Source organism: Salinarimonas ramus (assembly GCF_014645695.1).
Taxonomy (GTDB): Bacteria; Pseudomonadota; Alphaproteobacteria; order Rhizobiales; family Beijerinckiaceae; genus Salinarimonas; species Salinarimonas ramus.
Map to the genome: position 1 here is coordinate 103,040 of NZ_BMMF01000004.1, position 26,233 is coordinate 129,272.

Consider the following 26,233-nt stretch of genomic DNA (forward strand, 5'->3'; position numbering starts at 1 on the left):
CGTGAAAAGCGCTAGAGCCGCCGCATGGTGAATCCCGCTCCCGCCCCCGTCGTCGCCGCCGGATCGGTGCGCTTCGGCAACGCCCTGCCGCTCGCGCTGATCGCGGGCCCGTGCGCCATGGAGAGCCGCGCGCATGCGCTCGAGACCGCGAGCGCGCTCAAGGAGATCTGCGGGCGGCTCGGGATCGGGCTCGTCTACAAGTCGAGCTTCGACAAGGCCAACCGCACCTCCGCGGGCTCGGCCCGCGGCATGGGGCTCGAGACGGCGCTTCCGGTCTTCGCCGAGATCCGCGAGAGCCTCGGCCTGCCCACCCTCACCGACGTGCACGAGGCGTCGCAGTGCGCGCCCGTGGCCGAGGCTGTGGACGTCCTGCAGATCCCCGCCTTCCTCTGCCGGCAGACGGACCTCCTCGTCGCCGCGGCGAAGACCGGCCGCGTGGTCAACGTCAAGAAGGGGCAGTTCCTGGCGCCCTGGGACATGGCGAACGTGATCGACAAGGTCGTGGGCGCCGGCAATCCCAACGTCATGGCCACCGAGCGCGGGGCCTCCTTCGGCTACAACACGCTCGTCTCCGACATGCGCGCGCTGCCGATCATGGCGACGACCGGGGCACCCGTCATCTTCGACGCGACCCATTCCGTGCAGCAGCCCGGCGGCCAGGGCGCGACGTCCGGCGGCCAGCGCGAATTCGTCCCCGTTCTCGCCCGCGCGGCGGTGGCGGTGGGCGTCGCGGGCGTCTTCATCGAGACGCACGAGGCGCCCGAGCGCGCCCCCTCCGACGGACCCAACATGGTCCCGCTCTCGCAGATGGAGGCGCTGATCGCCGAGCTGATGGCGTTCGACGCGCTGGCGAAGCGCCGTGGGGTCGCGGGATGAACGCCGTGCGGGCCGACGCCGCCCTCGACGCGAAGAGCGATGTCCTCGCGCCCGCCTTGCGCACGCTGGCGACCGAGCGCGAGGGCCTCGTCGCCTTGGAGGAGGCGCTGGCGAACGGCCTGGGGGCGGCCTTCGCCGAGGCGGTCGAGACGATCAAGGACAGGCCCGGCCGCGTCATCGTGTCGGGCATGGGCAAGTCCGGGCACGTTGGCCGCAAGATCGCGGCGACGCTCGCCTCCACGGGCACGCCCGCCTATTTCGTGCATCCGGGCGAGGCGTCGCACGGCGATCTCGGCATGATCCTGCGCGAGGACGCGATCCTCGCCCTCTCCTGGTCCGGCGAGACGGGGGAGCTCTCCGACCTCATCGCCTACGCCAAGCGCCACGGCGTGCCCCTCGTCGCCTTCACCTCGAACGCGGATTCGACGCTGGGGCGCGCCGCCGACATCTGCCTCGCGCTGCCCAAGGCGAAGGAGGCCTGCCCGAACGGTCTCGCGCCGACGACGTCGACCACGATGCAGCTCGCGCTCGGCGATGCGCTCGCGGTGGCGCTGCTCGAGGCGCGGGGCTTCACGGCGCAGGATTTCCGCCTCTACCATCCCGGCGGCAAGCTCGGCGCGCTGCTCAAGACCGCCAAGGACATCATGCATCGCGGCGAGCGCCTGCCGCTGGTGCGGCTCGGCACGCCGATGGCGGCGGCGCTCGCGATCCAGAGCGAGAAGAGCTTCGGCTGCGTCATCGTGGTGGACGAGGCGGAGCGCCTCGCGGGCATCGTCACCGACGGCGACGTGCGCCGAAACATGGGCAACGACCTCCTCTCCCGCCGGGTCGAGGAAGTGATGACGAAGCGTCCCCTCACCATCGGCCCCGACATGCTGCTGGGCGAGGCGCTGGAGCTGGTGGAGAGCCGCAAGATCTCCGCCCTCGTCGTGGTGGAGGACGCGCGCCCCGTGGGGCTGGTCCACGTGCTGGACCTTTTGCGGACCGGGGCTGCTTGAGGGGCGTTGACGGTCGCGCGAACGTCCGTCACCCTGCCTTCGGTGACGGGCACGAGCCCTACGCCCTGATGCAATGAGACGCGCCATGAAAACGGTCGACATCAAGGAGCTTGACGCGGCGCTCCGTCTCGCCGTCGAGGCGGCCGCATCCGGAGAGCACGTCGTGATCACGCGCGACGGTCGCCCCTTGGCGAAGCTGTCACCGCTGGAAGAGGCTCCCGTCAAGCGCGAGGAACGGATCGGCTTCCTGCGCGGACGGGCGAACATCCCGGACGATTTCGATACAGCCGTGCAGGACGAGATAGCCGAGCTGTTCGAGGGCCGCTGAGTGCGCGTGCTCTGCGATACCCACGTTCTGCTTTGGGCGGCTTACCGGCCGGAGATGCTCTCGACCGCCGAGCGATCCATTCTGACCGACGCTGCGAATTTGCTGGTGTTCAGCGTAGCGAGCCTCTGGGAGGTCGCTATCAAAGGCCGACTGAGAAGCGACTTCGACTTCGACGCGTCCGAGCTGCGCGCTGGCTTGCTCGCTAATGGCTACGAGGAGCTTCCGATCATCGCCGCGCACGTGCTTGCCGTCGCGGGTCTTCCGGCGATCCATCGAGACCCGTTCGATCGATTGCTCGTCGCGCAGGCGATCGCCGAGGATCTCGCGTTCCTTACCCGCGACGCTGTTCTCGCGCGTTACAGCGCGGTTGTCCGTCTCGTTTGACCCCAAACGCAACGAGCCGGCCCCGCGGGAGCGGGGCCGGCTCGCTCGTCATTCGTCGCTCCCGGGGGAGCGGCGAATCAGAACTTGTAGCTGAGACGCGCGCGGACGACGCCGAACTCGACGTTGTCGTCGTTCGACTCGCTGGCGGCCGGGATCGGGTTCGCACCGACGAAGCCGGCGAGGCCGTTCGTGTCCGTGTCGCGGTCGAGGTTCACGTAGAGACCCTCGATACCGACGATCAGGTTGTTCGTGAACGCGTAGTCCACACCCGCGCCGAGCGTCCAGCCGAAGCCGACGTCGTCGTCCTCGAACAGGACGCGGTCGCCCGTCGCCGTCTCGAAGCGCGCGGCGTCGCCGCCGCCGTAGGCGAGACCGCCCGTGGCGTAGATCAGGGCGCGATCGAAGGCGTAACCGGCGCGGATACGCGCCGTGCCGAACCAATCGACGCCCGAGATGCCGCGACGCAGCGGGGCGAAGCCCGGAGCCGCCGGGGTGACCGAGAGCGGGCCACGCATGTCGTCGTCGTCGAGACCGACGAACTGGAGGTCGGCTTCGGCGCCCAGCACGAAGTTGTTCGCGAACTGGTAGTTATAGCCGATGAAGCCGCCGCCGGTGAACGCAGCGTCCTCGCTGTTGTCGCCGTAGCGAATCACGGTGCCCGTGGGGATGAAGCCGTTCGGCCCCACGACGACGGTGTCGTCGCGGTCGTCGCCGGCGTTGAAGCCGACGCCCGCGTTCACACCGGCGTAGAAGCCGGTCCACGTGAAGGCCGGCGGCACGAACACAGGAGCCGGGGCCTGGACACGGGCCGGGAGATCCGCAGCGAACGCCCCGCCCGTGAGGGCGAGAGACGCTGCGCTCGCGAGAAGGATGGTTCTGATCATGAGAGCACCTCTTTCGGATGAGCCACCACCATAACGCGGAAAGCGCTGAAGATGCTGTTGCTTCCATGCATCAGCTACGGGAAGCTTATTGTCAAGCTGCACGTATGTTACAGGCTCGATCACGATTATTTGCTTCGATTTATCTTCATGCGGATGGAACCAGTTCCATCTACTTACATAGGTTATCCAAGCTCGGCAGTTTCCTCGTGCCCCGCCCCGTCACGATGAGCCCGATCGCCGGGTTTGGCCGCGCGCGCCGGCACCGTTATGCTGCGACAGGAAAGCGCGCGATTCGCCCTCGCCCGGCGTCCCCGCGCATCGCGGCCCGGAGGTGCGTCGTGAAGGTCGTGATACTCGCCGGCGGTCTCGGCACGCGCCTCTCCGAGGAGACGGTGAACGTCCCAAAGCCCATGGTGGAGATCGGCGGCATGCCGATCCTGTGGCACATCATGAAGATCTACGCCGCTCAGGGCTTCGACGAATTCGTCGTGGCGCTCGGCTACAAGGGCGACGTGATCAAGCGCTTCTTCTACGATTACGGCCGGCTGCGCGGCTCGCTGACGATCGATCTCGCCGGCGGGGACCTGCGCCCCCACGCCGGCGATCCCGGGAGCCTGCGCGAGAGCTGGCGCGTGCATCTCATGGAGACGGGCCGCGAGACGCTCACCGCCGGGCGCCTGAAGCGGCTCAAGGACTTCCTGGGCGACGAGCCCTTCATGCTCACCTACGGCGACGGCGTGTCGAACATCGACCTCAACGCGCTCCTCGCCTATCACCGCGCCCACGGCCGGCTCGGCACCATCACCGCGGTGCGCCCGCCCGCACGCTTCGGCGGGCTCGATTTCGGCGAGAACGGCGAGATCCGCGAGTTCATCGAGAAGCCGCAGATCGGCGAGGGCTGGATCAACGGCGGCTTCATGGTGCTGGAGCCCGAGATCCTCGATCGCATCCCGGGCGACGATTCCGCGCTCGAAGGCGACGTGCTGGAGCCGCTCTCGCGCGAGCGCGCGCTGATGGCCTATCGCCACGAAGGCTATTGGCAGTGCATGGACACGCTGCGCGACCGGCGCATCCTGAACGACATGTGGGAGACGGGAGACGCGCCGTGGCGGATCTGGGAATGAGCCCGCGCGAACGCTTCTGGCGCGACCGCCGCGTGCTCGTCACGGGCGCCACGGGGCTCGTCGGCTCGCACCTCACCCGCGAGCTCGTGTCGCTGGGCTGCGACGTGGTCGCGCTGGTGCGGGACTGGGTGCCGGGAAGCCCGCTTCTCTCGGAAGAATGGGCGGGCGCCGTCACCCTCGTTCGCGGGGACGTGTGCGACCAGGCGGCGATGGAGCGCATCCTCGGCGAGCACGAGATCGCGAGCGTCGTCCACCTCGCGGCGCAGACCATCGTGCCCATCGCCAACCGCAACCCGGTCTCCACCTTCGAGACCAACGTCGCGGGCACCTGGCGTCTGCTCGAGGCGGCGCGGCGCTCGCCCAAGGTGAGCGAGTTCGTGCTCGCCTCCTCCGACAAGGCCTACGGCCAGGCGGCCGTGCTGCCCTACACGGAGGAGACGCCGCTCGCGGGGCTCTACCCCTACGACGCGTCGAAATCCTGCGCGGATCTCATCGCGCAATCCTATGCCGCCACCTACGGCACGCCCGTCGCCATCACCCGCTGCGGCAATTTCTTCGGCGGGGGCGACCTGAACTGGAGCCGCATCGTGCCCGGCACGATCCGCTCCGTGCTCGCGGGCGAGCGCCCGGTCATCCGCTCGGACGGCACGCTGGTGCGCGACTACATCTATGTCGGCGACGCGGTGGAAGCGTACATGACGCTCACCGAGCGCCTCGCGGAGAACCGCGCGCTCGCCGGGCGCGCCTTCAACTTCTCCACCGAGATCCCCCTCTCGGCGCGCGCCCTCGTCGACCTCGTCCTCGCGCGGATGGGGAGCGACCTCGAGCCGATCGTGCTCGGCGAGGCGACGCACGAGATCGCCGAGCAATATCTCGACGCGTCGCGCGCCCGCGCCGAGCTCGGCTGGGCGCCGCGCTACGGGCTCGAGGAGGGGCTCGACCGCACCATCGCCTGGTACCGCGAGAGGCTCGCCCGATGAGTGACGCGCCCGCCATGACGCGCATCACGGGCTGCCGCTCCTGCGGCGGCACGCATCTCGCGCCCGTCCTGTCGCTGGGCGAGACGCCGCTCGCCAACGCCCTCGTCGCGCCAGATCGCCTGGAGGAGCCCGAGCCGCGCTTCCCGCTGGAGCTCGTCTTCTGCCTAGACTGCACGCTCCTCCAGCTCACCGTGTCGGTGCGTCCCGACCTGATGTTCTCGGACTATCCGTACTTCTCGTCGGTGTCGGAGAGCTTCACCGCGGCGGCGCGGGCGCTCGCGGCGCGGCTCGTCGAGGCGCGCGGCCTCGGGCCCGGCTCGCAGGTCGTCGAGATCGCGTCGAACGACGGCTACCTGCTCCAGGGCTATCAGGCGCTCGGCGTACCCGTGCTCGGCATCGACCCTGCGCAGAACGTGGCGAAGGCGGCGATCGCGAAGGGCGTGCCCACCCGCGTCGCCTTCTTCGGGCGCGACCTGGCGGACGCGCTCGCGGCGGAGGGGATCGCGGCCGACGTGATCCACGCCAACAACGTCCTCGCGCACGTGCCGGACCTCAACGGCGTCGTCGCCGGCATGAAGCGGCTCCTGAAGCCAGACGGCGTGTGCGTCATCGAGGTGCCCTACGCCCGCGACTTCATCGAGAAGTGCGAGTTCGACACGATCTACCACGAGCACCTGTGCTACTTCTCCGCGAGCGCGCTCGCCGCGCTCTTCGCCCGCCACGGCCTCGTCCTCGCGGACGTCGAGCACACGCCTTTCCACGGCGGCACCCTGCGCGCCGTCGCGGCGCACGAGGGCGCCCTGCCGAGCCCGGCCGCGCGGGATCTCCTGGAGGAGGAGCGCCGGCTCGGCATGACGGAAGAGCCGTACCATTCCGGCTTCGCGGCGCGGGTCGAGCGTCTCGCCGCCACGCTTTCGAAGACGCTGCGCGACCTCAAGGCCGGCGGCGCGCGCATCGCCGCCTACGGCGCCTCCGCCAAGGGCGCGACGCTCCTGAACCATGCCGGCCTGGGCGCGGACGTGCTCGACTTCATCGCCGACCGCTCCCCCGCCAAGCAGGGCCTGCACGGGCCTGGCACGAAGCTGCCCATCGTGCCGCCGGAGCGCCTTTTAGAGGCGATGCCCGACTACACGCTGCTCCTCACCTGGAATTTCGCCGAGGAGATCATGGCGCAGCAGGCGGCCTATCGCGACGCCGGCGGGCGCTTCGTCGTCCCGGTGCCGGAGGTGCGGATCGTCTGATGCGCTTTTCCGAGACGCCGCTCGCCGGAGCCTTCCTGATCGAGCCCGAGCCCATCGCCGACCCCCGCGGCTTCTTCGCGCGCACCGTGGATCGCGAGGCGTTCGCCGCGCACGGGCTCGACGCCGACTTCGTCCAGGCGAGCGTCTCCTTCAACGCGCGCGCGGGCACGTTGCGCGGCCTGCATTTCCAGCGCGCGCCGCATGCGGAGGACAAGCTCGTGCGCGTCACCGCGGGCGCGATCCTCGACGTGATCGTCGACATGCGCCCGCGCTCGCCGACGCGCTGGCGCTGGCATGCGCAGCCGCTCGACGCGGCCTCGCGGGCGGCGCTCTACGTGCCGAAGGGCTTCGCCCACGGCTTCGTCACGCTCGTGGACGAGACCGAGATCCTCTACCAGATGACGACGCCTTACGTGCCCGGCGCGGGCGCGGGGCTGCGCTGGGACGATCCGATGCTCGCCATCGAGTGGCCGATCCGCACCCCGATCCTCTCCGAGAGCGACGAGGCGTGGCCGCTGCTCGTGCCGGGCGCCTTCGACGACGAGGACGCCTTCCCGTGAGCGCGCGCGGAACGCTCCTCCTCACCGGTGCCACGGGCTTCATCGGCCGCCCGCTGGCCGCGCGCCTCGCCGCCCGCGGCTGGCGGGTCGTGGGCACGACCGCCCGCGCCGTACCGGCGGAGGTCCCCGGAATCGCCGCGATGGAGCGCGCGGACCTGACCGACGCCGCCTCCGCCCGCGCGCTGATCGCGCGGGTGCGGCCCAACGCGCTCGTCCACGCCGCCTGGACGACGACACCCGGCCGCTTCTGGGCGGACCCGGCGAACCTCGCCTGGCTCGAGGGCGGCATCGCTCTCCTCGACGCCTTCGGCGCCGCCGGCGGCGAGCGCGCCGTCGGCCTCGGCACGTGCGCGGAATACGAGGCCGGCGCCGAGCGGCTCGACGAGGCGACGACGCCCCTTCGCCCCGCGACGCTCTACGGCGCGGCGAAGGCCGCGCTCTTCCATGCGGGCACGGCCGCCGCGATGGCGCACGGCGTCTCCTTCGCCTGGGCGCGCGTCTTCACGCCCTACGGCGCCGACGAGCCGGAGGGCAAGCTCGTCGGGTCGGTGGCGCGCGCGCTCCTCGCGGGGCGTCCCGTCGAGACCACGCAGGGCACGCAGCTGCGCGACTTCCTCCATGTCGAGGACGTTGCGGAGGCGATCGCGGCGCTCGTGGACGGCGGCGTCGAGGGGCCGGTGAACGTCGGCTCCGGCGAGGCGGTCTCCCTGCGCGACGTGATCGCGCGCATATCCGCCCTCACCGGAGGCGGCGAGCGCGTCGCCTTCGGCGCGCGCCCCCGCCCGCCCCACGATCCCGACAGCATGGTCGCCGCGGTGGAGCGGCTCACAAGGGAGGTCGGCTTTCGCCCGGCGATCCCGCTCGACGAGGGGCTCGCGCGCACCATCGCCGCCCTCGCGTCGCGCATGCGGCACGAACAGACGGAGCCGGAGGAGGCCCGCCCATGAAGATCACCATCGACACCGATGCGCGAAGCCTCGTCGCGGATGGCCCCGAGGGCACGCGCACCCTCGACCTGTGGGGCAAGGAGGCATTCGAGCTGATCTCGGACGTCTGGCTGCGCACGAGCTGGAACGCCAAGTACCCCTACACCTTCACCTGGCTCGACCGGCCCATCATCCAGCATCCCGAGGACATGGTGCGCACGCAGGAGGCGATCTGCGCGCTGCGTCCGGACGTCATCGTCGAGACCGGCGTCGCCCATGGCGGGTCGCTCGTGTTCTCGGCGGGGCTGATGAAGGCCATGGGCTTCGGGCGGCTCGTCGTGGGCGTCGACATCGAGGTGCGCCCGCACAACCGCGCCGCCATCGAGGCGCATCCGCTGGCCCCCATGATCGCGCTGGTCGAGGGCGATTCGGCCGCGCCCGAGATCGTCGACGCCGTGCGCGCGCTGATCCGCCCCGGGGAGAGCGTGCTCGTCATTCTCGATTCGAACCACACCAAGGCCCACGTCGCCCGCGAGCTCGAGGCCTACGCCTCGCTCGTGACGCCGGGGAGCTACATCGTCGCCACCGACGGCATCATGCGCGAGGTGGCGGACACGCCCCGCGGCAAGCCCGACTGGACGCACGACAACCCCGCGGCGGCCGCCGAGGAGTTCGCCGCGCGCCGCGCGGACTTCGCGCTGGCGCCGCCGGCCTGGCGCTTCAACGAGAGCGACCTCGACCGCCCGATCACGGCCTGGCCGAGCGCCTGGCTGAAGCGGGTCGGCTGACGCGGCTCAGCCTTTCGCGGCCTGCAGGAAAGCCTCGATCTGCGCCTCGGTGGTCGCGAAGGAGGCGACGAGGCGCACCAGCATCTCGTGCGGCGCGATCCGCTCGCCCTCCGGGAGCGAGCGCTCCGACCAGGGATGGAAGACGGCGCCCGCCGCGCGCAGGCGCTCCACGGTCTCACGGGGAAGGACGGGGAAGACCTCGTTCGCCTCGCGCGGCACCGCGAGCCGCGCGCCGGGCAGCGCCGCGACGCCCTCCGCCAGCCGCGCCGCCATGGCGTTGGCGTGGCGGGCGTTGTCGAGCCAATGGTCGTTTCCGAGATAGCCCTCGAGCTGCGCGCCGAGCAGCCGCCCCTTGGAGAGCGTGTGGCCCGAGCGCTTGCGCAAGTACGGCATCGCCTCCGCGAGCGCGGGATCGAAGAAGATCACGGCTTCCGCCGCGAGGCAGCCGTTCTTCGTCGCGCCGAAGGTGAGGACGTCGATGCCGAGCTTCCAGGTCATCTCGGCGGGCGTGACGTTCAGCGACACGAGCGCGTTGGCGAAGCGCGCGCCGTCCATGTGCACCTTGAGCCCCGCCTCGTGGGCGACCTCGCAGAGCGCCGCGATCTCGGAGGGCGTGTAGACGAGGCCGTACTCGGTCGCCTGCGAGAGCGTCAGCGCGCGCGGCGGCATCTGCTTCTCGTGGCGCGGCAGGGCGGCGAGGTAGTCGGCCAGCGTGCGCGGCGCGATCTTGCCGCCGGCGCCCGGGAGCCCGAGGAGCTTCATGCCGCCGGCGAAGAACTCGGGCGCGCCGCACTCGTCCTCCATCACGTGCGCCTCGACGTGGCACAGGGCCGCGCCATAGGGCGGGACGAGAGCCGAGAGCGCGAGGGCGTTCGCCGCCGTGCCGGTCGCCACGAGCTGGATCGCGCAGTCGCGTTCGAACAGCGCGCCGAGCCGCTCGATCGCGGCCTTGGTCGCGCGATCGGTGCCGTAGGCCCCCTCCGCCCCCTCGTTGGCGGCGACGAGCGCGTCCAGCACGGGCCGGCTCGCGCCGACGATGTTGTCGCTGGCGAAATTCATGAACGGATCTCCTCCACGCCCGCACCGGACAGGGTGGCGGAGCGCGCGTCAAGGTCGCCGAGGACCTTATGCCGGTGCGCGGAGTTCCTCACCTCATTGCAAAGCCTAAACCTTAGGTGTAACCCAAACGAGTGGTCGCACCGATGTCGAAATCGAAAGCCGAGGAAAGACGCGAGGAAGCGTGATGCTGAACCTTCGTTTGACGGATTTCTTCGTCGTTGAGCGTGAGTTCGCGACGCCGGACGAGATCAAGCGGCACGTGGCCCAGGCAAAGGAAAGCCGTGGCCCCCTCCACGCTCTGCTGTTCTTCTCCACCGAGAAGCAGCAGAGCTGGTTCGTCGCAGCCGGTGGTGCGCTGCATCTCGTCGTCGACCACACGAACGAGGCCTCCCCGAAAATCCTTTGGACGATCCCGCTCGACGAGCTCGGCTCGGTCGAGATCGGAGAGCGTTCCCGAACCACCGGGCTGATCACCGTCGGCGGCAAGCGACCGAGGTTCTTCAGCAAGAAGCTGTTCGCCGACGAGCCTATCGACGTGCGCCTGCGCGACATGATCGAGCGCGCGCGGCAGCGGACGCCGTATGCGGCCTGACGCCGCCGTCGCAACCTAAGCGAAGGCTGCCCTCGATAATTGGTCGATTGTTGCGCCGTCGCGCCTCCCCTCGGCAACGATCGTTCTCGAACGCCTCCAAAATGCACTTGTGCGGCGGGGCGAAATCTGGCAACGTCCGGCGCAACTAGGACAGCAAGGCTGTCCCATCGCCGGCGGCCGATGCCGTCACCCGATCTCGTAGGCAACACTTCTCGAAGGCGAGAGAGACGATGAACGCCCGCGCCACGCGCGACCGAGATCCGAAACCCACCGCCCGCGCGACGACGCGGGCGATGCGGGCGCGCCGCGGCTGAAACCCAGCCGCCGGACGCCCGCCTGAGGTGCGGGCGCCCCCTCCCCCGGCTTCCGTACCTCCTTGAACGAGCGGCACGCCCGGCTTCGCGAGCGATCCGGGCGGCAGGTTTCCGCCGTATGGCGGAGTGCGGCGACGGGGCGTCGAGGGCCCCGGTCCGAGCGAGGATCGAGCGATGACGAGCATGAACACTGCGACCGGTAGCGGCACGCCTGCCAAGGCCGATCCGTCACAGGCGGATTTGTGGCGTGTCGTCCGCGATCCGGGCCTGCCGGCTCCGCAGGGCCTCTACGATCCGCGTCACGAGAAGGATTCGTGCGGCGTCGGCTTCGTCGCCGACATGAAGAACCGCCGTACGCACGCCATCGTCGAGATGGGCCTCGACATCCTGCGCAATCTCGACCATCGCGGCGCCGTCGGCGCCGATCCGAAGATGGGCGACGGCTGCGGCATGCTGACCCAGATTCCGCATCGCTTCTTCGCCGGCGAGTGCGCCAAGCTCGGCATCTGGCTGCCGGAGCCCGGCGAGTACGGCGTCGGCATGCTGTTCATGCCGCGCGATCCGGAAGGCTACGAGATCGTCCGCGAGATCGTCGAGCGGGCGATCCACGACGAGGGCCTGGCGCTGCTCGGCTGGCGCGAGGTTCCCGTCGATCCCTCCGATCTGTCCGAGACGGTGAAGCAGACGGAGCCGCTGCACCGGCAGGTCTTCGTCGGCAAGACCAAGGAAGAGGACGAGGCCGCCTTCGAGCGCCGGCTGTTCTTGGCGCGCAAGGTGATCTCGAACGCGGTCTACGCGCTCGAGGACAAGCGCTGCGCCGGCTATTACCCGGTGAGCATGTCCTCGCGCACCATCGTCTACAAGGGCATGGTGCTGGTCACGCAGCTCGGCGCCTATTTCAAGGACCTCGTCGACCCGCGCTTCGAGAGCGCGCTCGCGCTCGTCCACCAGCGCTTCGCGACGAACACCTTCCCGACCTGGCAGCTCGCGCACCCCTACCGGATGGTCGCCCACAACGGCGAGATCAACACGCTGCGCGGCAACGTCAACTGGATGGCGGCGCGCCAGGCGAGCGTCGATTCGGAGCTGTTCGGCAACGACATCTCCAAGCTCTGGCCGATCTCCTACGAGGGCCAGTCCGACACGGCCTGCTTCGACAACGCGCTCGAGTTCCTGGTGCAGGGCGGCTACTCGCTCGCGCACGCCATGATGATGCTCATCCCCGAGGCCTGGGCGGGCAACCCGCTCATGGACGAGGACCGGCGCGTCTTCTACGAGTACCACGCCGCCCTGATGGAGCCGTGGGACGGCCCCGCGGCCATCGCCTTCACGGACGGCCGCCAGATCGGCGCGACGCTCGACCGCAACGGGCTTCGCCCGGCGCGTTACCTCGTCACCGAGGACGATCTCGTCGTGCTCGCCTCCGAGATGGGCGTGCTGCCGATCCCCGAGGAGAAGATCGTCGAGAAGTGGCGCCTGCAGCCCGGACGCATGCTGCTCATCGACCTCGAGGAGGGCCGAATCGTCGCCGACGAGGAGATCAAGCGCGAGCTCGCTACCGCCAACCCCTATCGCGATTGGCTCGAGCACACCCAGATCGTGCTCGAGGACCTCAACCCCGTCCAGCCGCGCCAGTCGCGCACGGACGTGTCTCTGCTCGACCGTCAGCAGGCTTTCGGCTACACGCAAGAAGACCTCAAGCTCCTCATGCAGCCCATGGCCGTCACCGGCCAGGAGGCGGTGGGCTCGATGGGTGCGGACACGCCGATCTCGGCTCTCTCCGACAAGTCGAAGCTGCTCTACAGCTATTTCAAGCAGAACTTCGCCCAGGTGACGAACCCGCCGATCGATCCGATCCGCGAGGAGCTCGTCATGAGCCTCGTGTCCTTCATCGGGCCGCGTCCGAACATCCTCGACCTCGAGGGCACCGCGCGGCGCAAGCGCCTCGAGGTGCGCCAGCCGATCCTGACGAACCAGGACCTCGAGAAGATCCGCTGCATCGGCCATTTCGAGGACCGCTTCGACACGAAGACGCTCGACATCACCTATCCGGCCGAGCAGGGCGCGCAGGGCATGGAGGGCGCTCTCGAGCGCCTGTGCGACCGCGCCGAGGCGGCCGTTCGTGGCGGCTACAACATCATCATCCTGTCCGACAGGCAGGTGGGCCCCGATCGCATCCCGATCCCGGCGCTGCTCGCGACGGCGGCGGTGCACGTCTACCTCATCCGCAAGGGGCTGCGCACCTCCGTCGGCCTCGTGGTGGAGACCGGCGAGGCGCGCGAGGTGCACCATTTCGCCTGTCTCGCCGGCTACGGCGCGGAGGCGATCAACCCCTATCTCGCCTTCGACACGCTGGCCGCCATGATGGACGAGATGCCGGCGGAGGTGGATTCCACCGAGGTCGTGCAGCGCTACATCAAGGCGATCGACAAGGGCCTGCTCAAGGTCATGTCGAAGATGGGCATCTCGACTTACCAGTCCTATTGCGGCGCGCAGATCTTCGACGCGGTGGGCCTCTCCTCCGCCTTCGTGGCGAAGTACTTCTTCGGCACGGCGACGACGATCGAGGGCGTGGGCCTGCCCGAGGTCGCGCGCGAAGCGGTGTCGCGCCACGAGGACGCCTTCGGCGACGCGCCGATCTACCGCGACAGCCTGGCCGTGGGCGGCGAGTACGCCTTCCGCCTGCGCGGCGAGACGCACGCCTGGAACCCGGACACGGTGGCGACGCTGCAGCACGCGGTTCGCCTGAAGGCGGACGAGCGCTATCGCGAATACGCGCGCCTCGTGAACGAGCAGGAGAACGCCTTCACCACGGTGCGCGGCCTCCTGCACATCAAGGACGCCGCCGAGACCGGGCGCGCGCCGGTGCCGCTCGACGAGGTCGAGCCGGCGGTCGAGATCGTCAAGCGCTTCTCCACCGGCGCCATGTCCTACGGCTCGATCTCGAAGGAGGCGCACGAGACGCTGGCGCTCGCCATGAACGAGCTCGGCGGCAAGTCGAACACCGGCGAGGGCGGCGAGGAGCCCGAGCGCTACCAGCCGCTGGCGGACGGGCGCTCGAAGCGCTCGGCCATCAAGCAGGTCGCGTCCGGCCGCTTCGGCGTGACGACGGAATACCTCGTCAATTCCGACATGATGCAGATCAAGGTGGCGCAGGGCGCCAAGCCCGGCGAGGGCGGCCAGCTGCCCGGCCACAAGGTCGACGCCAAGATCGCCAAGGTCCGGCACTCGACGCCGGGGGTCGGCCTGATCTCGCCGCCGCCGCACCACGACATCTACTCGATCGAGGATCTGGCGCAGCTGATCTTCGACCTCAAGAACGTCAACCCGGCGGCGGACGTGTCTGTGAAGCTCGTCTCGGAGGTGGGCGTGGGCACGGTGGCCGCGGGCGTCGCCAAGGCGCGCGCGGACCACATCACGATCTCGGGCTTCGAGGGCGGTACGGGCGCGTCCCCGCTCACCTCGATCAAGCACGCGGGCTCGCCCTGGGAGATGGGTCTCGCCGAGACGCATCAGACCCTCGTCATGAACCGCCTGCGCGGGCGCGTGGCTCTGCAGGTCGACGGCGGCCTGCGTACGGGGCGCGACGTCATCGTCGGCGCGCTGCTCGGAGCCGACGAGTTCGGCTTCTCGACGGCGCCGCTGATCGCGGCGGGCTGCATCATGATGCGCAAGTGCCACCTCAACACCTGCCCCGTCGGCGTCGCGACGCAGGACCCGGTGCTGCGCAAGCGCTTCAAGGGCCTGCCCGAGCACGTGGTCAACTACTTCTTCTTCGTCGCGGAGGAGGTGCGCGAGCACCTCGCCGCCATGGGCTTCCGCTCGCTGGAGGAGGTCGTCGGCCAGACCGACCTGCTCTGCAAGCGCGAGGGTGTCGCGCATTGGAAGGCGCGCGGCATCGACTTCACCCGCATGCTGACCAAGGTCGATGCCGGCGAGGGCGTCGCCATCCGCCATGTGGAGCGTCAGGTCCACCCGATCGCCGAGGTGCTCGATCGCACGCTGATCGCGAAGGCCGAGCCGGCGCTGGCCGGCGGCGAGGCGGTGACGATCGAGGCGTCGGTCAAGAACGTCGATCGCACGGTGGGCGCCATGCTCTCGGGCGAGGTCGCCAAGCGCTACGGCCACGAGGGGCTGCCCGACGACACGATCACCGTTCGCCTGAAGGGCACCGCCGGCCAGAGCTTCGGCGCCTGGGTCGCCTGCGGCGTCACCCTCGAGCTCGAGGGCGAGGCCAACGACTACGTCGGCAAGGGCCTGTCCGGCGGCAAGCTGATCATCAAGCCGGCGGCCGAGACCAAGGCGGTGCCCGAGCGCTCGATGATCGTCGGCAACACGGTGCTCTACGGCGCGATCTCCGGCGAGTGCTATTTCCGCGGCGTCGCCGGCGAGCGCTTCGCGGTGCGCAACTCGGGCGCGGTGGCGGTGGTCGAGGGCGTGGGCGACCACGGCTGCGAGTACATGACCGGCGGCGTCGTCGTCGTCATCGGCCAGACCGGGCGCAACTTCGCGGCCGGCATGTCGGGCGGCATCGCCTACGTGCTCGACGAGGCGGGCGATTTCGGCAAGCGCTGCAACCTCTCCATGGTCGACCTGGAGCCCGTGGAGGAGGAGGAGGACCTCATGCGCCGCCTCCACCACCACGGCGGGGACCTGGAGACCAAGGGCCGTATCGACGTGATGGCGAACATGTCCGGCAAGGACGAGGAGCGCCTGATGCAGCTCATCACGAACCACTTCCAGTACACGGGCTCCGCCCGCGCCGAGGCGATCCTCGCCGATTGGGCGACGTACCGGACGAAGTTCGTGAAGGTCATGCCGGTGGAGTACCGCCGGGCGCTCCGGGAGATGGAGCGGGCGCGAATGCCGGCCGCCGCGGAGTGAGGGACTTGACGGCGAATAAGCGTGGATACAAATAATCTACGCGGATCGGCTGAGAACCAGCGAATTGATTGCGGACGCATCACCTTCGGCATCCTGGACGAGCGCGTCGTCGCGCTCGTCTGGACGTCCAGGACCGAAGGGCGGCGGATCATTTCGATGAGGTACGCGAATGATCGAGAAAGGCAAAGAGTCCGGCGGCACCTGGATTGACCCGGACGACTCGCCGGAATGGACCGACGAGATGTTCGAGCGTGCCGACGTTTACGAGGGTGATCGCCTCATCAGACGCGGGCGGCCGAAGTCGGAGGCACCGAAAGTGCCGATCAACATCCGCCTGTCGCCGGACGTGATCGAGCGCTTCAAGGCATCCGGTCCCGGCTGGCAGACGCGCATCGATGCCGCGCTCAAGCAATACATCGCGGAACATCCCGAGCGGGTCTGAGCGGAGCCGTCCACATGAGCGCTGAGGAGGCGCGCCCGATCCGGAGCGACCTCGCCCGGATCGATGCGCACGAGATCACGGCGGAAGAGTACGCCGAGGTTCCAGAGCTGGACGACGCGTTCTTCGAACGCGCCGATCTCTACGAAGGCGACCGCCTGATCCGGCGCGGGCGCCGGGCGAACGACGACGAGACGCATCCCGAGCGGGTGTGAGGAAACGAAGAGCGTGGCCGGGGGCGCCGATCGCGCGGGTGACGAGGACGAAACGATGGGTAAGGTCACGGGCTTTCTCGAGTACGACCGCCAGGAGCAGAAGTACGAGCTCGCGGGCGATCGCATCCGGCACTTCAAGGAGTTCACGCTCCCCCTCGACGAGGGCGACCTGAAGAAGCAGGCGGCGCGCTGCATGGATTGCGGCATCCCGTTCTGCCACGGGCCGTCCGGCTGCCCGGTGCACAACCAGATCCCCGACTGGAACGACCTCGTCTACCAGGGCGACTGGGAGGAGGCCGCGAGGAACCTCCATTCCACCAACAACTTCCCGGAATTCACGGGCCGCATCTGCCCCGCGCCCTGCGAGGAGGCCTGCACGCTCAACCTCGAGAACCAGCCCGTCGCCATCAAGACGATCGAGCAGGCCATCGCAGACAAGGCCTGGGACATGGGCTGGATCAAGCCCGAGCCGCCCAAGACGCTCACCGGCAAGCGCGTGGCGATCATCGGCTCGGGGCCGGCCGGCCTCGCCGCCGCCCAGCAGCTCGCCCGCGTGGGGCACGAGGTGCACGTCTTCGAGCGCCAGGCGAAGCCCGGCGGGCTGCTGCGCTACGGCATCCCGGACTTCAAGATGGAGAAGTACCACATCGAGCGGCGCGTGAAGCAGATGGAGGCCGAGGGCGTGGTCTTCCATTGCAACGTCGAGATCGGCAAGACGCGCTCCTTCGCCTCGCTGCACAACGAGTTCGACGCCGTCCTGATGGCCGGCGGCGCGGAGAACCCGCGCGATCCGCAGCTGCCGGGCCAGGACCTCGACGGCGTGCACTACGCCATGCCCTTCCTCACCCAGTCCAACCAGCGGGTGAACGACGAGGGCATCCCCGAGGAGGTCGAGCAGGTCACGGCGGCCGGCAAGCACGTCGTCGTCATCGGCGGCGGCGACACGGCGTCGGACTGCGTGGGCACCTCCTTCCGCCAGGGTGCGCTCGCGGTGACGCAGCTCGACATCCGCCCCAAGCCCCCGATGATCGAGGACAAGCTGACGGTGTGGCCCTATTGGCCGACGAAGTTCCGCACCTCCTCCTCGCAGGCCGAGGGCGCCGAGCGCGAGTTCCAGGCGGCGACGCTCGCCATCGAGGGCAAGAAGGGGAAGGTGACGGGCGTGCGGTGCGCGCGCGTCGACGAGACGCGCCAGCCGATCCCCGGCACCGAGTTCGTCATCAAGGCCGACCTCGTCTTCCTCGCCATCGGCTTCGCCGGCCCGGTGAAGGAGGGGCTGCTCGCGGAGACGCAGGTGGCGCTCGACCGGCGCGGCAACGTCATGGCCGACGATCGCGATTACCGCACCTCCAGCGAGAAGCTGTTCGTGGCCGGCGACATGCGCCGCGGTCAGTCCCTCGTCGTGTGGGCGATCCGCGAAGGCCGCCAGGCCGCCCGCTCCATCGACGAGTTCCTGACGGGCGCGTCCACGCTGCCGCGATGAGCGGAACGGCACGCCCGGCTTTCGCCGGATTTGGCGTGCAGGGCGAATGCGGGAGGACGGGCGCGCGATCGCCCGTCTTCAGCCTTCGTTAACCATGCCGCCCCCAGCCTGCGGACGCGCGCCAGAAGGACGTCTCCTCTTGCCGATGCCGCCCCGCCGACTCGTCTATCCCGCACTCGCCGCCCTCGCGGCGACGCTGGCGCTCGCCCAGCCGGCTGCGGCGCACCCCCACGTGTGGGTGACGACCAAGACGGACATCGCCTTCGACAGCGCGGGCCGCGTCTCGGCGCTGCGCCACGCCTGGACCTTCGACGAAGGCTACACGTCCTTCCTGGTCCAGGGCCTCGATGCGAACGGCGACGGCGCCTATTCCTCCGAGGAGCTGGCGGAGCTCGCGGAGCTCAACGCCACCTCCCTCGCCGACTTCGAGTATTTCACCTACCTGAAGGCCGACGGCGCGGGCCAAATCTTCGCGCCTCCGGTCGACTATCGCCTCACCCACGACGGCGCGCACGCGACGCTGCACTTCACGCTGCCGCTCGAGACGCCGGCGGAGGCCGAGGCGGCGCTCGTGCTCGAAGTCTACGATCCGACCTTCTTCGTCTCCTTCCGCATGGACGAGAGCGACGACGCGGTCGCGCTGGCCGGCGGGCCGGAGGGCTGCGCCATCGACGTGGCCCGCGCCACCGAGGTGCGGCTCGACCAGTTCCAGAACCTGTCGGAAGCGTTCTTCGAGGCGATGACGGCGCCGGACACGCTGGGCGTCGAGATCGTCAACCGCGCCCTCGTCGCCTGCCCGTGAGGCCTCAGCCGATGGACGCGCAGAGCCCCGCCTTCGTCGAGACCGCGCCGCGCCCGCGCCAATGGGCGCGGATCGCCCTCGCGCTCGGCGCGGTGATCCTCGTCGCCGGGCTCGGCGCGCTCCTCGTCCACCTCTTCCTGCCCCCTCCCCCGCCGCCGCGCCCGGTGCCCTTCGGCGTCGGCGTGCGCGAGGCCGCACCCGCGCTCGGCGGCATCGGCGCGCGGCTCGCGGCGCTGCAATCGGCCTTCTACGACGCGCTACGCGGCAGCGTCGCGGCGCTGAAGGAGAGCGGCGCCGCCCTCCCCGCCCTCGTCGGGCTGGGCTTCGCCTACGGCGTGTTCCACGCCGCCGGGCCAGGGCACGGCAAGGCGGTGATCGCGGCCTATCTCGTCGCGGACGGCCGCGCGCTGGCCAAGGGCTTCACCCTCTCGCTCGCGGCGGCGCTGCTTCAGGCCCTCGTCGCCATCGTGCTCGTGCTGGGCGCGAGCCTCCTCCTTTCCGCGACGGCGCGGGAGATGGACGCGGCGACGCGCGCGATCGAGATCGCGAGCTTCGCCGCGGTCGCCGTGATGGGCGCGCTCGTCGTCTGGCGAAAGGCAGGCGCGCTGTCGGCGCTCGTCGCCGCCTCGCGCGGCGGGCCGATCGCCGCTCCCGGCTGCGGGGACGGCTGCGCGCATCTTCCCGACCCGACGACGCTCTCACGCATGACGAGCCTGCGCGAGCAGGCGGGCATCGTCCTCGCCGCGGGCCTGCGCCCCTGCGCGGGCGCGGTCGTCGTCCTCGTCTTCGCCCTCTCGCAGGGCCTCGCCTGGGCCGGCATCGCCGCGACCTTCGCGATGGCGCTGGGCACCGCGCTGACGACGGGGCTCGTCGCCACCCTCGCGGTGGTGGCGAAGCGCCTCGCGCTCGGCCTCGCCGGCGGACGCGGCCTCGGCGGCAGCCTCGCCCTGGGCGCGCTCGAGCTGATGGCCGGCGCCTTCGTCCTCGTCGTCGGCCTAGCGCTCCTCGTCGGCGTCGCGCAGGTGGCGGCGCTCTAGGATTCGCCCCCCCCGCGCCATGCCATAGCCGGCGAGCGTCGCCAGCGCACCGAAGGCGAGCCAGTGCCACGCGGAGAGCCGCGCCGGGCCAGCCCTGCGGCGCCAAGGCTTCCAGGAGGCGGCAGCGGATGGCGGATCGCCCAGATGGTGCGCGGCCGTGAGGCTTCCGAGCGGCCCCGCGCCACGGGGCGCGAGACGGCGCAGGCGACGGCGTGCGTCGAGCGCCTCGATGGCGCCGATCATCCCGCCTCGCTCGCGACGCATCGCGGCGACGATGCCGGCGTCGCGCCCGATGAAATGCCCGACGAGGCGCGCCGCGAGCCCGTCGACGGCGTGGCGCGTCCCCTCCCCCGCCGCGCCGGGCTGCGCCTCGACGGCGACGTCGAGCTCCGTGTCGAAGCCGAAGGAGCGGTTGTTCAAATTGGCCGAGCCCACGCGGATCAGCCGGTCGTCGATCAGCATGAGCTTGGCGTGGACGATGGTCGGGCGCCCGTCCGGCGCGTGCGGGGCGAAGGCGCGGAAGCGATCGAACGGGTCGTTGGCGTTCAGGTGCGCGACGAGGGCGTCGCGGGCGGAATCCATGACCATGCGGTCGAAGAAGCTCGGCGCGTGCGGCGAGAGGACGGCGATCACCTCCGGCCCGTCGGGCTCCGCGAGCCGCCGTGCGATGGCCTCGCCGATGGCGGGCGCGGCGAAATACTGGTTCTCGAGATAGATCAGCCGCCGCGCCGAGCGGATCGCCTCCAGCGTGAGCCGCTCGACCTCCCGCACGCCCGGCCGGCCGTGATGGCGCGGCGCGGCGCGAGCGATGCCGACGGGGACGGTCTCGAAATCGGGCACGACGCTCTCGGGCCATGGATCGCGGGCGGGCGCCAGCGGTACGGGCGCGCGCTCGCCCGTCGCCGCGTGCCAGCGTCGACGGGCGAATTCGCCGAGGCTCGCCGCCGCTTCGCCGTCGAGCAGCATGGCGACGCCGTGATGCGGCGGGTGGCCCGCACCCGTGGAGGCGGCACGCAAGCGGTTCGCGCCGCGATGGGCGCGGGTGTCCCAGCGATCGGGCGAGAAATCGTCGCCGGAGACGAAGGCGAGCGCGTCGTCGACGACGAGGAGCTTCTGGTGATGGCAGGCGCCCAGCGGCAGGTCGTTCGCGAGCGCGAGGCGGATCGCCGGATCGAGCCAGAACGGCGCGCGCTGGGGGAAGAGGTCGCGCGTCGCCGCGATGGCGAGGTTCATGTCCCAGACGTGCAGGCGCACGTCGAGGGCGGGATTGCGCGCGATCGCCGCGTTCAGCACCTCGCCGATGGCGTCGGGCTCGCCGGCGCGCGCGTTGCGCGGGTCGAGCCGCGTGCGCGGATCGAAGGCCCAGCCGAGCAACATCACCTGATGCTCGGCCTCCAGGATCGCCTGCTTGGCGAGGGCGAAGTAGCCGGCGTTGTCGAGGAGGAGCGCCGCCCTCCCAGCGGGCGGCGTTCGCCAGACGGTGTCGCCGGGGCGCAGCAGCGCGCCGGGAGCGACGAGAAGCGGAGCGGGAGCGTTCATGCCTCGACGACGCGGCGGCCCGGGCGGCGGTTCCGTCGGCCGCGAACCCCGAGCCGGGACGCGCGCGCGTGCACGATCGCCGTGCCCCCCTGCACGGCGGCGCCCCTCGCGCCCGCCCTCCCCGTTTGCTAGGGATGACCGATGGACCAGAACGAGAGCCGAAAAGGAGCGCCCCCTATGTCCGACGTCGCCTATCCGAAGCTCGCCCTCCACATCGCCGGCGCCTGGCGCCCCGCCGCCGACGGCGAGACGCTGCCCGTGATCAACCCGGCGACGGGCGAGACCATCGGCGAGCTGCCCAAGGCCTCCACCGCGGATCTCGACGAGGCGCTCGCCGCCGCCGATCGCGGCTTCGCCGCCTGGCGCAAGGTCGGCGCCTTCGAGCGCTACAAGATCCTGCGCAAGGCCGCCGATCTCCTGCGCGAGCGCGCGGAGACCGTGGCGACGATCATGACGATCGAGCAGGGCAAGCCGCTCTACGAGGCGCGCATCGAGACGAACGGCGCCGCCGACACCTGCGACTGGCTCGCCGAGGAGGGCCGGCGGAACTATGGCCGGGTGATCCCGCCGCGCTCGGGCGACGTGCTCCAGCTCGTGATCAAGGAGCCGGTGGGCCCCGTCGCCGCCTTCACGCCCTGGAACTTCCCCATCAACCAGGCCATCCGCAAGGTCGCGGCCGCGCTGTCGGTGGGCTGCTCGGTGATCCTCAAGGGCCCGGAGGACACGCCGGCCTCCTGCCAGGAGATGGTGCGCTGCTTCCTCGACGCCGGCGTGCCCGGCGACGCGCTGCAGCTCGTCTTCGGCGTGCCCTCCGAGATCTCGGAATACCTGATCCCCTCCCCCGTGATCCGGAAGATCTCCTTCACGGGCTCGACGGCGGTGGGCAAGCATCTGGCGGCGCTCGCCGGCCAGCACATGAAGCGCGCGACGATGGAGCTCGGCGGGCACGCGCCCGCGATCGTGTTCGAGGACGCCGACATCGACAAGGCGCTCTCGGTGCTCTCCGCCAACAAGTACCGCAACGCCGGCCAGGTCTGCATCGCGCCGACGCGCTTCCTGGTGCACGAGGCGGTCTACGACCGCTTCGTCGACGGCTTCGTCGACATCTCGAGGAACCTCGAGGTCGGCAACGGCCTCGACCCGAAGACGAAGATGGGCCCCCTCGCTCATTCCCGTCGCATCGAGGCGATGGAGACCCTCGTCGCCGACGCCGTCGAGAAGGGCGCCACGCTCAAGACCGGCGGCAAGCGCATCGGCAACCAGGGCTTCTTCTACGAGCCCACCGTCTTCACCGACGTGCCGCTCGACGCGCGCATCATGAACGAGGAGCCCTTCGGGCCCGTGGCCTCGATCAACCGCTTCAAGGACCACGACGAGGCGATCACGGAGGCCAACCGCCTCGCCTACGGCCTCGCGGCCTACGCCTACACGAATTCGGCGCAGACCGCGTCGGCGCTGGGCGCGCGCATCGAGAGCGGGATGGTCTCGATCAACCATCACGGCGTCGCCCTGCCGGAGACGCCCTTCGGCGGCATGAAGGATTCGGGCTACGGCTCGGAGGGCGGCATCGAGGGGCTCGACGCCTACGTCACCACCAAGTTCGTGACGCAGCAGGGGCTCTGAGCCCTCGGGGACGCGGGAACGCTTCGGCGCCCTGCGTCCCCGCCTCCCCTTGGCGAACCTCCCGGCCGCTGCTATCTCCCCTTGACGATCGCGACACGCGCGCGAGAGCGCGCCCGGCCCGGATTCCCATGACCACCGAGACCCTCGACAACATCCGCAACTTCTCCATCGTCGCGCATATCGACCACGGCAAGTCGACGCTGGCGGATCGTCTGATCCAGGCGACCGGCACCGTGTCCGAGCGCGAGATGCAGGAGCAGATGCTCGACTCGATGGACATCGAGCGCGAGCGCGGCATCACCATCAAGGCGCAGACCGTCCGGCTGGAATACGTGGCGCAGGACGGCAAGACCTACATCCTCAACCTGATGGACACGCCCGGGCACGTCGACTTCGCCTACGAGGTCTCGCGCTCGCTCAAGGCCTGCGAGGGCTCGCTCCTCGTCGTCGACGCCTCCCAGGGCGTCGAGGCGCAGACGCTCGCCAACGTCTACCAGGCGCTCGACGCCGACCACGAGATCGTCCCCGTCCTCAACAAGATCGACCTCCCCGCCGCCGAGCCCGAGCGGGTCAAGGAGCAGATCGAGGACGTGATCGGGCTCGACGCGTCCGACGCCGTGCCGATCTCGGCCAAGACCGGCATCGGCATCGACCTCGTGCTCGAGGCCATCGTCAAGCGGCTGCCCCCGCCCAAGGGCGACCGCGCGGCGCCGCTCAAGGCGATGCTGGTGGACAGCTGGTACGACCCCTATCTCGGCGTCATCGTCCTCGTACGCGTCATGGACGGCGTGCTGCGCAAGGGCATGGCCATCAAGATGATGGGCGCCGACGCGGAATACGAGGTCGACACGATCGGGGTGTTCCGGCCCAAGATGCAGAAGCTCGACGAGCTGGGGCCCGGCGAGGTCGGCTTCATCACCGCCGCCATCAAGGAAGTGGCCGACACCCGCGTCGGCGACACGATCACCGAGACGAAGCGCCCCACCGCCCAGATGCTGCCGGGCTTCAAGCCGGCCCAGCCGGTGGTGTTCTGCGGCCTCTTCCCGGTGGACGCGGCCGATTTCGAGGACCTGCGCGCGGCCATGGGCCGGCTTCGGCTCAACGATGCGAGCTTCTCCTACGAGATGGAGAGCTCGGCGGCGCTGGGCTTCGGCTTCCGCTGCGGCTTCCTCGGCTTGCTCCATCTCGAGATCATCCAGGAGCGGCTCGAGCGCGAGTTCAACCTCGACCTCATCTCCACGGCCCCGTCCGTCGTCTACAAGCTCGTCCTGCGCGACGGCGAGACGATCGAGCTGCACAATCCGGCCGACATGCCGGACGTGATGAAGATCGAGACGATCGAGGAGCCGTGGATCCGCGCCACGATCCTCACCCCCGACGATCATCTCGGCGCGGTGCTCAAGCTCTGCCAGGACCGCCGCGGCGTGCAGATCGACCTCAACTACGTCGGCAAGCGCGCCATGGTCGTCTACGACCTGCCGCTCAACGAGGTCGTGTTCGACTTCTACGACCGGCTGAAGTCGATCTCGCGGGGCTACGCCTCCTTCGACTACCAGATCACGGACTATCGCGAGGGCGACCTCGTCAAGATGTCGATCCTCGTCAACGCCGAGCCGGTGGACGCGCTCTCGATGCTCGTCCACCGCACCCGCGCCGAGGCGCGCGGGCGCGTCATGTGCGAGAAGCTCAAGGACCTGATCCCACAGCACCTCTTCCAGATCCCGATCCAGGCCGCCATCGGCGGCAAGATCATCGCCCGCGAGACCATCCGCGCGTTGAGGAAGGACGTGACCGCCAAGTGCTACGGCGGCGACGTCTCGCGCAAGCGCAAGCTCCTCGACAAGCAGAAGGAGGGCAAGAAGAAGATGCGCCAGTTCGGCCGCGTGGAGATCCCGCAGGAGGCCTTCATCGCCGCCCTCAAGATGGACAACTGAGCGCGGGGCCGGCTCGACTCGTCCGCCCCTCAGCCGTCCCGATTGCGCATGTGCCAGGCGAGGGCGCGCACCTTCGGGAGCAGAACCTCGTCGAGCGCGCGATCCGCGACGCTCTGCGTCCAGGCGCGCTCGAAGCAGGCGAGCCAGCCCTCGATCTCGGCCGTGCCGATCGGCGCGTGCAGGTGGCGCCGGCGCAGCATCGGCGGCCCGCGCCGCTCGACATAGACCGGCGGCCCGCCGAGCCAGCCGGTGAGATAGAGCCGCAGCATCTCCTCGGATTGCTCCAGCGTCTCGGGATGGATCTCCCGGCAGGCCCGCGCCTCCGGCAGCGTGTCCATGAGCGCGTAGAACCGCGCCGCGAGCCGCTCGACCACGGGCGCCCCGCCGATCGCGTCGTAGAGCGTCTTCACGTGGGGCTGCGGAGCGGGTGCGGTCATTGCGGGGTCCGGCTTTTCTTGCTTGGGATAGGCCTCTCCCGAATGCCGAGCGCGGCGGCGCCGCGGAAGGCGGCGGATCGTCGCTTCGGGATGACGCGGATGCGGACTCGCGCGCGGGCGGGAGATTGCATAGAGTAGGGTCGTGGAGGACCAGGCGAATGTCGGCGAAGACGACTGTGACCTTGCCTGACCGGCAGCGTGCTTTTCTGCAGCGCAAGATCGAATCCGGCGCTTTCGCTTCAACGGACGATGCCGTGGTCGAGGCCATCGAGCGTCTGATCGCGGACGATGCGGATCAGGAATTCGCTTTGGCGGGTTTCGACGACGAAATTCGAGCTCGTTTGGATACTCCGGAATCCGAGTACCTCGACCATGCCGAGGTCTTCGGACGCCCGCCGCGTACACGTTGATCGCCACGCGTGACATACCGCCTACGCTACCATCCAGCCGTTCCCGGTGACCTTGCACGCATCGAAGGCTGGGTGTCGAAGCGCTCGTCTGCCGAGACTGCGGCGAGGATCATAGCGGAGATCGAAGATGCGGCGGCCGAGCTGACCACCTTTCCGCACCGAGGCTCCGTCCGCAACCACGTCCGGAACGGCATCCGTGCCATTCCGGCCGGCCGTAGAGCCGTGATCGTCTTCCGCGTGAACGATGTCGACCGAACCGTCCTGATCGTGGGCGTTTCCTACGCAGGATCCGACTGGACACGCGCAGTACGCTCCCGCCTCCCACCGACCTCCTGACGCCGCGTGCCGCAAGCCCCCCATGCACGCGCCCCGCTTG

Annotated in this window: 25 protein-coding genes; 21 read left to right on the top strand and 4 right to left on the bottom strand. The window is 69.9% G+C overall.

Translation table 11 applies throughout. The annotated features are described in order from the left end of the window. Positions 1-24 precede the first annotated feature (24 nt). The 4 genes from kdsA to IEX89_RS07200 all read left to right on the top strand — a co-directional run bounded on the left by kdsA (position 25) and on the right by IEX89_RS07200 (position 2,586). The gene (gene kdsA / locus IEX89_RS07185) at positions 25-876 is read left to right on the top strand and encodes a 3-deoxy-8-phosphooctulonate synthase (RefSeq protein ID WP_188911203.1); all 852 of its coding nucleotides are present in this window, start codon (positions 25-27) and stop codon (positions 874-876) included. A gap of 5 nt (positions 877-881) precedes the next feature. After that, the gene (locus IEX89_RS07190; protein ID WP_244645162.1) at positions 882-1,874 is read left to right on the top strand and encodes a KpsF/GutQ family sugar-phosphate isomerase; all 993 of its coding nucleotides are present in this window, start codon (positions 882-884) and stop codon (positions 1,872-1,874) included. 85 nt (positions 1,875-1,959) lie between these two features. Beyond that, entirely contained in the window at positions 1,960-2,202 is a 243-nt protein-coding gene (locus tag IEX89_RS07195; protein ID WP_188911205.1) for a type II toxin-antitoxin system Phd/YefM family antitoxin, read from the top strand. Further along, positions 2,203-2,586 carry a type II toxin-antitoxin system VapC family toxin gene (locus tag IEX89_RS07200; RefSeq protein ID WP_188911206.1) on the top strand — a complete coding sequence of 128 codons (384 nt, stop codon included), beginning with the start codon at positions 2,203-2,205 and terminating at the stop codon, positions 2,584-2,586. A 77-nt stretch (positions 2,587-2,663) separates the two neighbouring features. On the opposite strand, the gene IEX89_RS07205 is transcribed toward IEX89_RS07200, so the two are convergent. After that, the gene (locus tag IEX89_RS07205) at positions 2,664-3,470 is read right to left on the bottom strand and encodes an outer membrane protein (RefSeq protein WP_188911207.1); all 807 of its coding nucleotides are present in this window, start codon (positions 3,468-3,470) and stop codon (positions 2,664-2,666) included. A 338-nt stretch (positions 3,471-3,808) separates the two neighbouring features. Between IEX89_RS07205 and rfbF the strand changes: the two genes are divergently transcribed. The 6 genes from rfbF to IEX89_RS07235 are packed head-to-tail and all read left to right on the top strand — an operon-like array spanning position 3,809 to position 9,089. After that, the gene (gene rfbF / locus IEX89_RS07210) at positions 3,809-4,594 is read left to right on the top strand and encodes a glucose-1-phosphate cytidylyltransferase (protein WP_188911208.1); all 786 of its coding nucleotides are present in this window, start codon (positions 3,809-3,811) and stop codon (positions 4,592-4,594) included. Next, positions 4,576-5,574: a GDP-mannose 4,6-dehydratase gene (locus tag IEX89_RS07215; protein WP_210317590.1), complete on the top strand. Its 999-nt coding sequence runs from the start codon at positions 4,576-4,578 to the stop codon at positions 5,572-5,574. The genes rfbF and IEX89_RS07215 overlap by 19 nt, the downstream gene beginning before the upstream one ends. After that, a complete protein-coding gene (locus IEX89_RS07220) occupies positions 5,571-6,815 on the top strand; it encodes a class I SAM-dependent methyltransferase (protein ID WP_210317591.1) in 1,245 nt (414 codons plus the stop codon). The genes IEX89_RS07215 and IEX89_RS07220 overlap by 4 nt, the downstream gene beginning before the upstream one ends. Beyond that, entirely contained in the window at positions 6,815-7,375 is a 561-nt protein-coding gene (gene rfbC, locus IEX89_RS07225) for a dTDP-4-dehydrorhamnose 3,5-epimerase (protein WP_188911209.1), read from the top strand. The genes IEX89_RS07220 and rfbC overlap by 1 nt, the downstream gene beginning before the upstream one ends. Next, positions 7,372-8,322, top strand: a complete 951-nt coding sequence (locus tag IEX89_RS07230) for an NAD-dependent epimerase/dehydratase family protein (protein ID WP_188911210.1) — start codon at positions 7,372-7,374, stop codon at positions 8,320-8,322. Before rfbC ends, IEX89_RS07230 begins: the two co-directional genes overlap by 4 nt. After that, positions 8,319-9,089 (top strand): cephalosporin hydroxylase family protein, encoded by a 771-nt coding sequence (locus IEX89_RS07235; protein ID WP_188911211.1) that lies wholly within the window; start codon positions 8,319-8,321, stop codon positions 9,087-9,089. Before IEX89_RS07230 ends, IEX89_RS07235 begins: the two co-directional genes overlap by 4 nt. 6 nt (positions 9,090-9,095) lie before the next feature. Here IEX89_RS07235 and IEX89_RS07240 read toward each other — a convergent pair whose 3' ends face one another. Then, entirely contained in the window at positions 9,096-10,148 is a 1,053-nt protein-coding gene (locus tag IEX89_RS07240; RefSeq protein WP_188911212.1) for a threonine aldolase family protein, read from the bottom strand. Between the two features lie 184 nt (positions 10,149-10,332). Between IEX89_RS07240 and IEX89_RS07245 the strand changes: the two genes are divergently transcribed. The 7 genes from IEX89_RS07245 to IEX89_RS07280 all read left to right on the top strand — a co-directional run bounded on the left by IEX89_RS07245 (position 10,333) and on the right by IEX89_RS07280 (position 19,914). Further along, positions 10,333-10,740 (top strand): hypothetical protein, encoded by a 408-nt coding sequence (locus IEX89_RS07245; protein WP_188911213.1) that lies wholly within the window; start codon positions 10,333-10,335, stop codon positions 10,738-10,740. Positions 10,741-11,237: 497 nt separating this feature from the next. Then, on the top strand, positions 11,238-15,938 hold the full coding sequence (gltB, locus tag IEX89_RS07250) for a glutamate synthase large subunit (protein WP_188911214.1): 4,701 nt from the start codon (positions 11,238-11,240) through the stop codon (positions 15,936-15,938). A gap of 169 nt (positions 15,939-16,107) precedes the next feature. After that, positions 16,108-16,380, top strand: coding sequence for a BrnA antitoxin family protein (locus IEX89_RS07260; protein WP_188911215.1), 273 nt, complete (start codon positions 16,108-16,110; stop codon positions 16,378-16,380). A gap of 14 nt (positions 16,381-16,394) precedes the next feature. Next, the gene (locus IEX89_RS07265; RefSeq protein ID WP_188911216.1) at positions 16,395-16,592 is read left to right on the top strand and encodes a hypothetical protein; all 198 of its coding nucleotides are present in this window, start codon (positions 16,395-16,397) and stop codon (positions 16,590-16,592) included. Positions 16,593-16,647: 55 nt separating this feature from the next. Further along, a complete protein-coding gene (locus tag IEX89_RS07270) occupies positions 16,648-18,075 on the top strand; it encodes a glutamate synthase subunit beta (protein WP_188911217.1) in 1,428 nt (475 codons plus the stop codon). Positions 18,076-18,220: 145 nt separating this feature from the next. Beyond that, positions 18,221-18,877, top strand: a complete 657-nt coding sequence (locus tag IEX89_RS07275) for a DUF1007 family protein (protein ID WP_188911218.1) — start codon at positions 18,221-18,223, stop codon at positions 18,875-18,877. An 11-nt stretch (positions 18,878-18,888) separates the two neighbouring features. After that, positions 18,889-19,914, top strand: coding sequence for a nickel/cobalt transporter (locus IEX89_RS07280; protein ID WP_188911219.1), 1,026 nt, complete (start codon positions 18,889-18,891; stop codon positions 19,912-19,914). Here IEX89_RS07280 and IEX89_RS07285 read toward each other — a convergent pair. Continuing rightward, positions 19,873-21,453, bottom strand: coding sequence for a phospholipase D-like domain-containing protein (locus tag IEX89_RS07285; RefSeq protein ID WP_188911220.1), 1,581 nt, complete (start codon positions 21,451-21,453; stop codon positions 19,873-19,875). The two genes, IEX89_RS07280 and IEX89_RS07285, sit on opposite strands and share 42 nt — an antisense overlap. Positions 21,454-21,630: 177 nt before the next feature. Here IEX89_RS07285 and IEX89_RS07290 point away from each other — a divergent pair, with 177 nt between their 5' ends. Then, complete coding sequence (locus tag IEX89_RS07290; RefSeq protein WP_188911222.1) at positions 21,631-23,076, top strand: NAD-dependent succinate-semialdehyde dehydrogenase; 1,446 nt, start codon at positions 21,631-21,633, stop codon at positions 23,074-23,076. A 128-nt stretch (positions 23,077-23,204) separates the two neighbouring features. After that, complete coding sequence (gene lepA / locus IEX89_RS07295; RefSeq protein ID WP_188911224.1) at positions 23,205-25,010, top strand: translation elongation factor 4; 1,806 nt, start codon at positions 23,205-23,207, stop codon at positions 25,008-25,010. A 29-nt stretch (positions 25,011-25,039) separates the two neighbouring features. Here the strand turns inward: lepA and IEX89_RS07300 are convergent, their stop codons facing one another. After that, positions 25,040-25,447: a group II truncated hemoglobin gene (locus IEX89_RS07300; RefSeq protein WP_188911226.1), complete on the bottom strand. Its 408-nt coding sequence runs from the start codon at positions 25,445-25,447 to the stop codon at positions 25,040-25,042. Positions 25,448-25,605: 158 nt separating this feature from the next. Here IEX89_RS07300 and IEX89_RS07305 point away from each other — a divergent pair, with 158 nt between their 5' ends. Further along, complete coding sequence (locus tag IEX89_RS07305) at positions 25,606-25,857, top strand: ribbon-helix-helix domain-containing protein (protein WP_188911228.1); 252 nt, start codon at positions 25,606-25,608, stop codon at positions 25,855-25,857. A gap of 9 nt (positions 25,858-25,866) precedes the next feature. Beyond that, positions 25,867-26,193 carry a type II toxin-antitoxin system RelE/ParE family toxin gene (locus IEX89_RS24755; RefSeq protein ID WP_188911231.1) on the top strand — a complete coding sequence of 109 codons (327 nt, stop codon included), beginning with the start codon at positions 25,867-25,869 and terminating at the stop codon, positions 26,191-26,193. Positions 26,194-26,233 lie beyond the last annotated feature (40 nt).

Coding starts and splice junctions, on each gene's coding strand:
- kdsA (WP_188911203.1), top strand. CDS start 25: ATGGTGAATCCCGCTCCCGCCCCCGTCGTCGCCGCCGGATCGGTGCGC.
- IEX89_RS07285 (WP_188911220.1), bottom strand. CDS start 21,453: ATGAACGCTCCCGCTCCGCTTCTCGTCGCTCCCGGCGCGCTGCTGCGC.
- IEX89_RS07240 (WP_188911212.1), bottom strand. CDS start 10,148: ATGAATTTCGCCAGCGACAACATCGTCGGCGCGAGCCGGCCCGTGCTG.
- IEX89_RS07260 (WP_188911215.1), top strand. CDS start 16,108: ATGATCGAGAAAGGCAAAGAGTCCGGCGGCACCTGGATTGACCCGGAC.
- IEX89_RS07300 (WP_188911226.1), bottom strand. CDS start 25,447: ATGACCGCACCCGCTCCGCAGCCCCACGTGAAGACGCTCTACGACGCG.
- IEX89_RS07245 (WP_188911213.1), top strand. CDS start 10,333: ATGCTGAACCTTCGTTTGACGGATTTCTTCGTCGTTGAGCGTGAGTTC.
- IEX89_RS07270 (WP_188911217.1), top strand. CDS start 16,648: ATGGGTAAGGTCACGGGCTTTCTCGAGTACGACCGCCAGGAGCAGAAG.
- IEX89_RS07290 (WP_188911222.1), top strand. CDS start 21,631: ATGTCCGACGTCGCCTATCCGAAGCTCGCCCTCCACATCGCCGGCGCC.
- IEX89_RS07280 (WP_188911219.1), top strand. CDS start 18,889: ATGGACGCGCAGAGCCCCGCCTTCGTCGAGACCGCGCCGCGCCCGCGC.
- IEX89_RS07305 (WP_188911228.1), top strand. CDS start 25,606: ATGTCGGCGAAGACGACTGTGACCTTGCCTGACCGGCAGCGTGCTTTT.
- IEX89_RS07195 (WP_188911205.1), top strand. CDS start 1,960: ATGAAAACGGTCGACATCAAGGAGCTTGACGCGGCGCTCCGTCTCGCC.
- gltB (WP_188911214.1), top strand. CDS start 11,238: ATGAACACTGCGACCGGTAGCGGCACGCCTGCCAAGGCCGATCCGTCA.
- IEX89_RS07235 (WP_188911211.1), top strand. CDS start 8,319: ATGAAGATCACCATCGACACCGATGCGCGAAGCCTCGTCGCGGATGGC.
- lepA (WP_188911224.1), top strand. CDS start 23,205: ATGACCACCGAGACCCTCGACAACATCCGCAACTTCTCCATCGTCGCG.
- IEX89_RS07205 (WP_188911207.1), bottom strand. CDS start 3,470: ATGATCAGAACCATCCTTCTCGCGAGCGCAGCGTCTCTCGCCCTCACG.
- IEX89_RS07220 (WP_210317591.1), top strand. CDS start 5,571: ATGAGTGACGCGCCCGCCATGACGCGCATCACGGGCTGCCGCTCCTGC.
- IEX89_RS07275 (WP_188911218.1), top strand. CDS start 18,221: ATGCCGCCCCGCCGACTCGTCTATCCCGCACTCGCCGCCCTCGCGGCG.
- rfbC (WP_188911209.1), top strand. CDS start 6,815: ATGCGCTTTTCCGAGACGCCGCTCGCCGGAGCCTTCCTGATCGAGCCC.
- IEX89_RS07265 (WP_188911216.1), top strand. CDS start 16,395: ATGAGCGCTGAGGAGGCGCGCCCGATCCGGAGCGACCTCGCCCGGATC.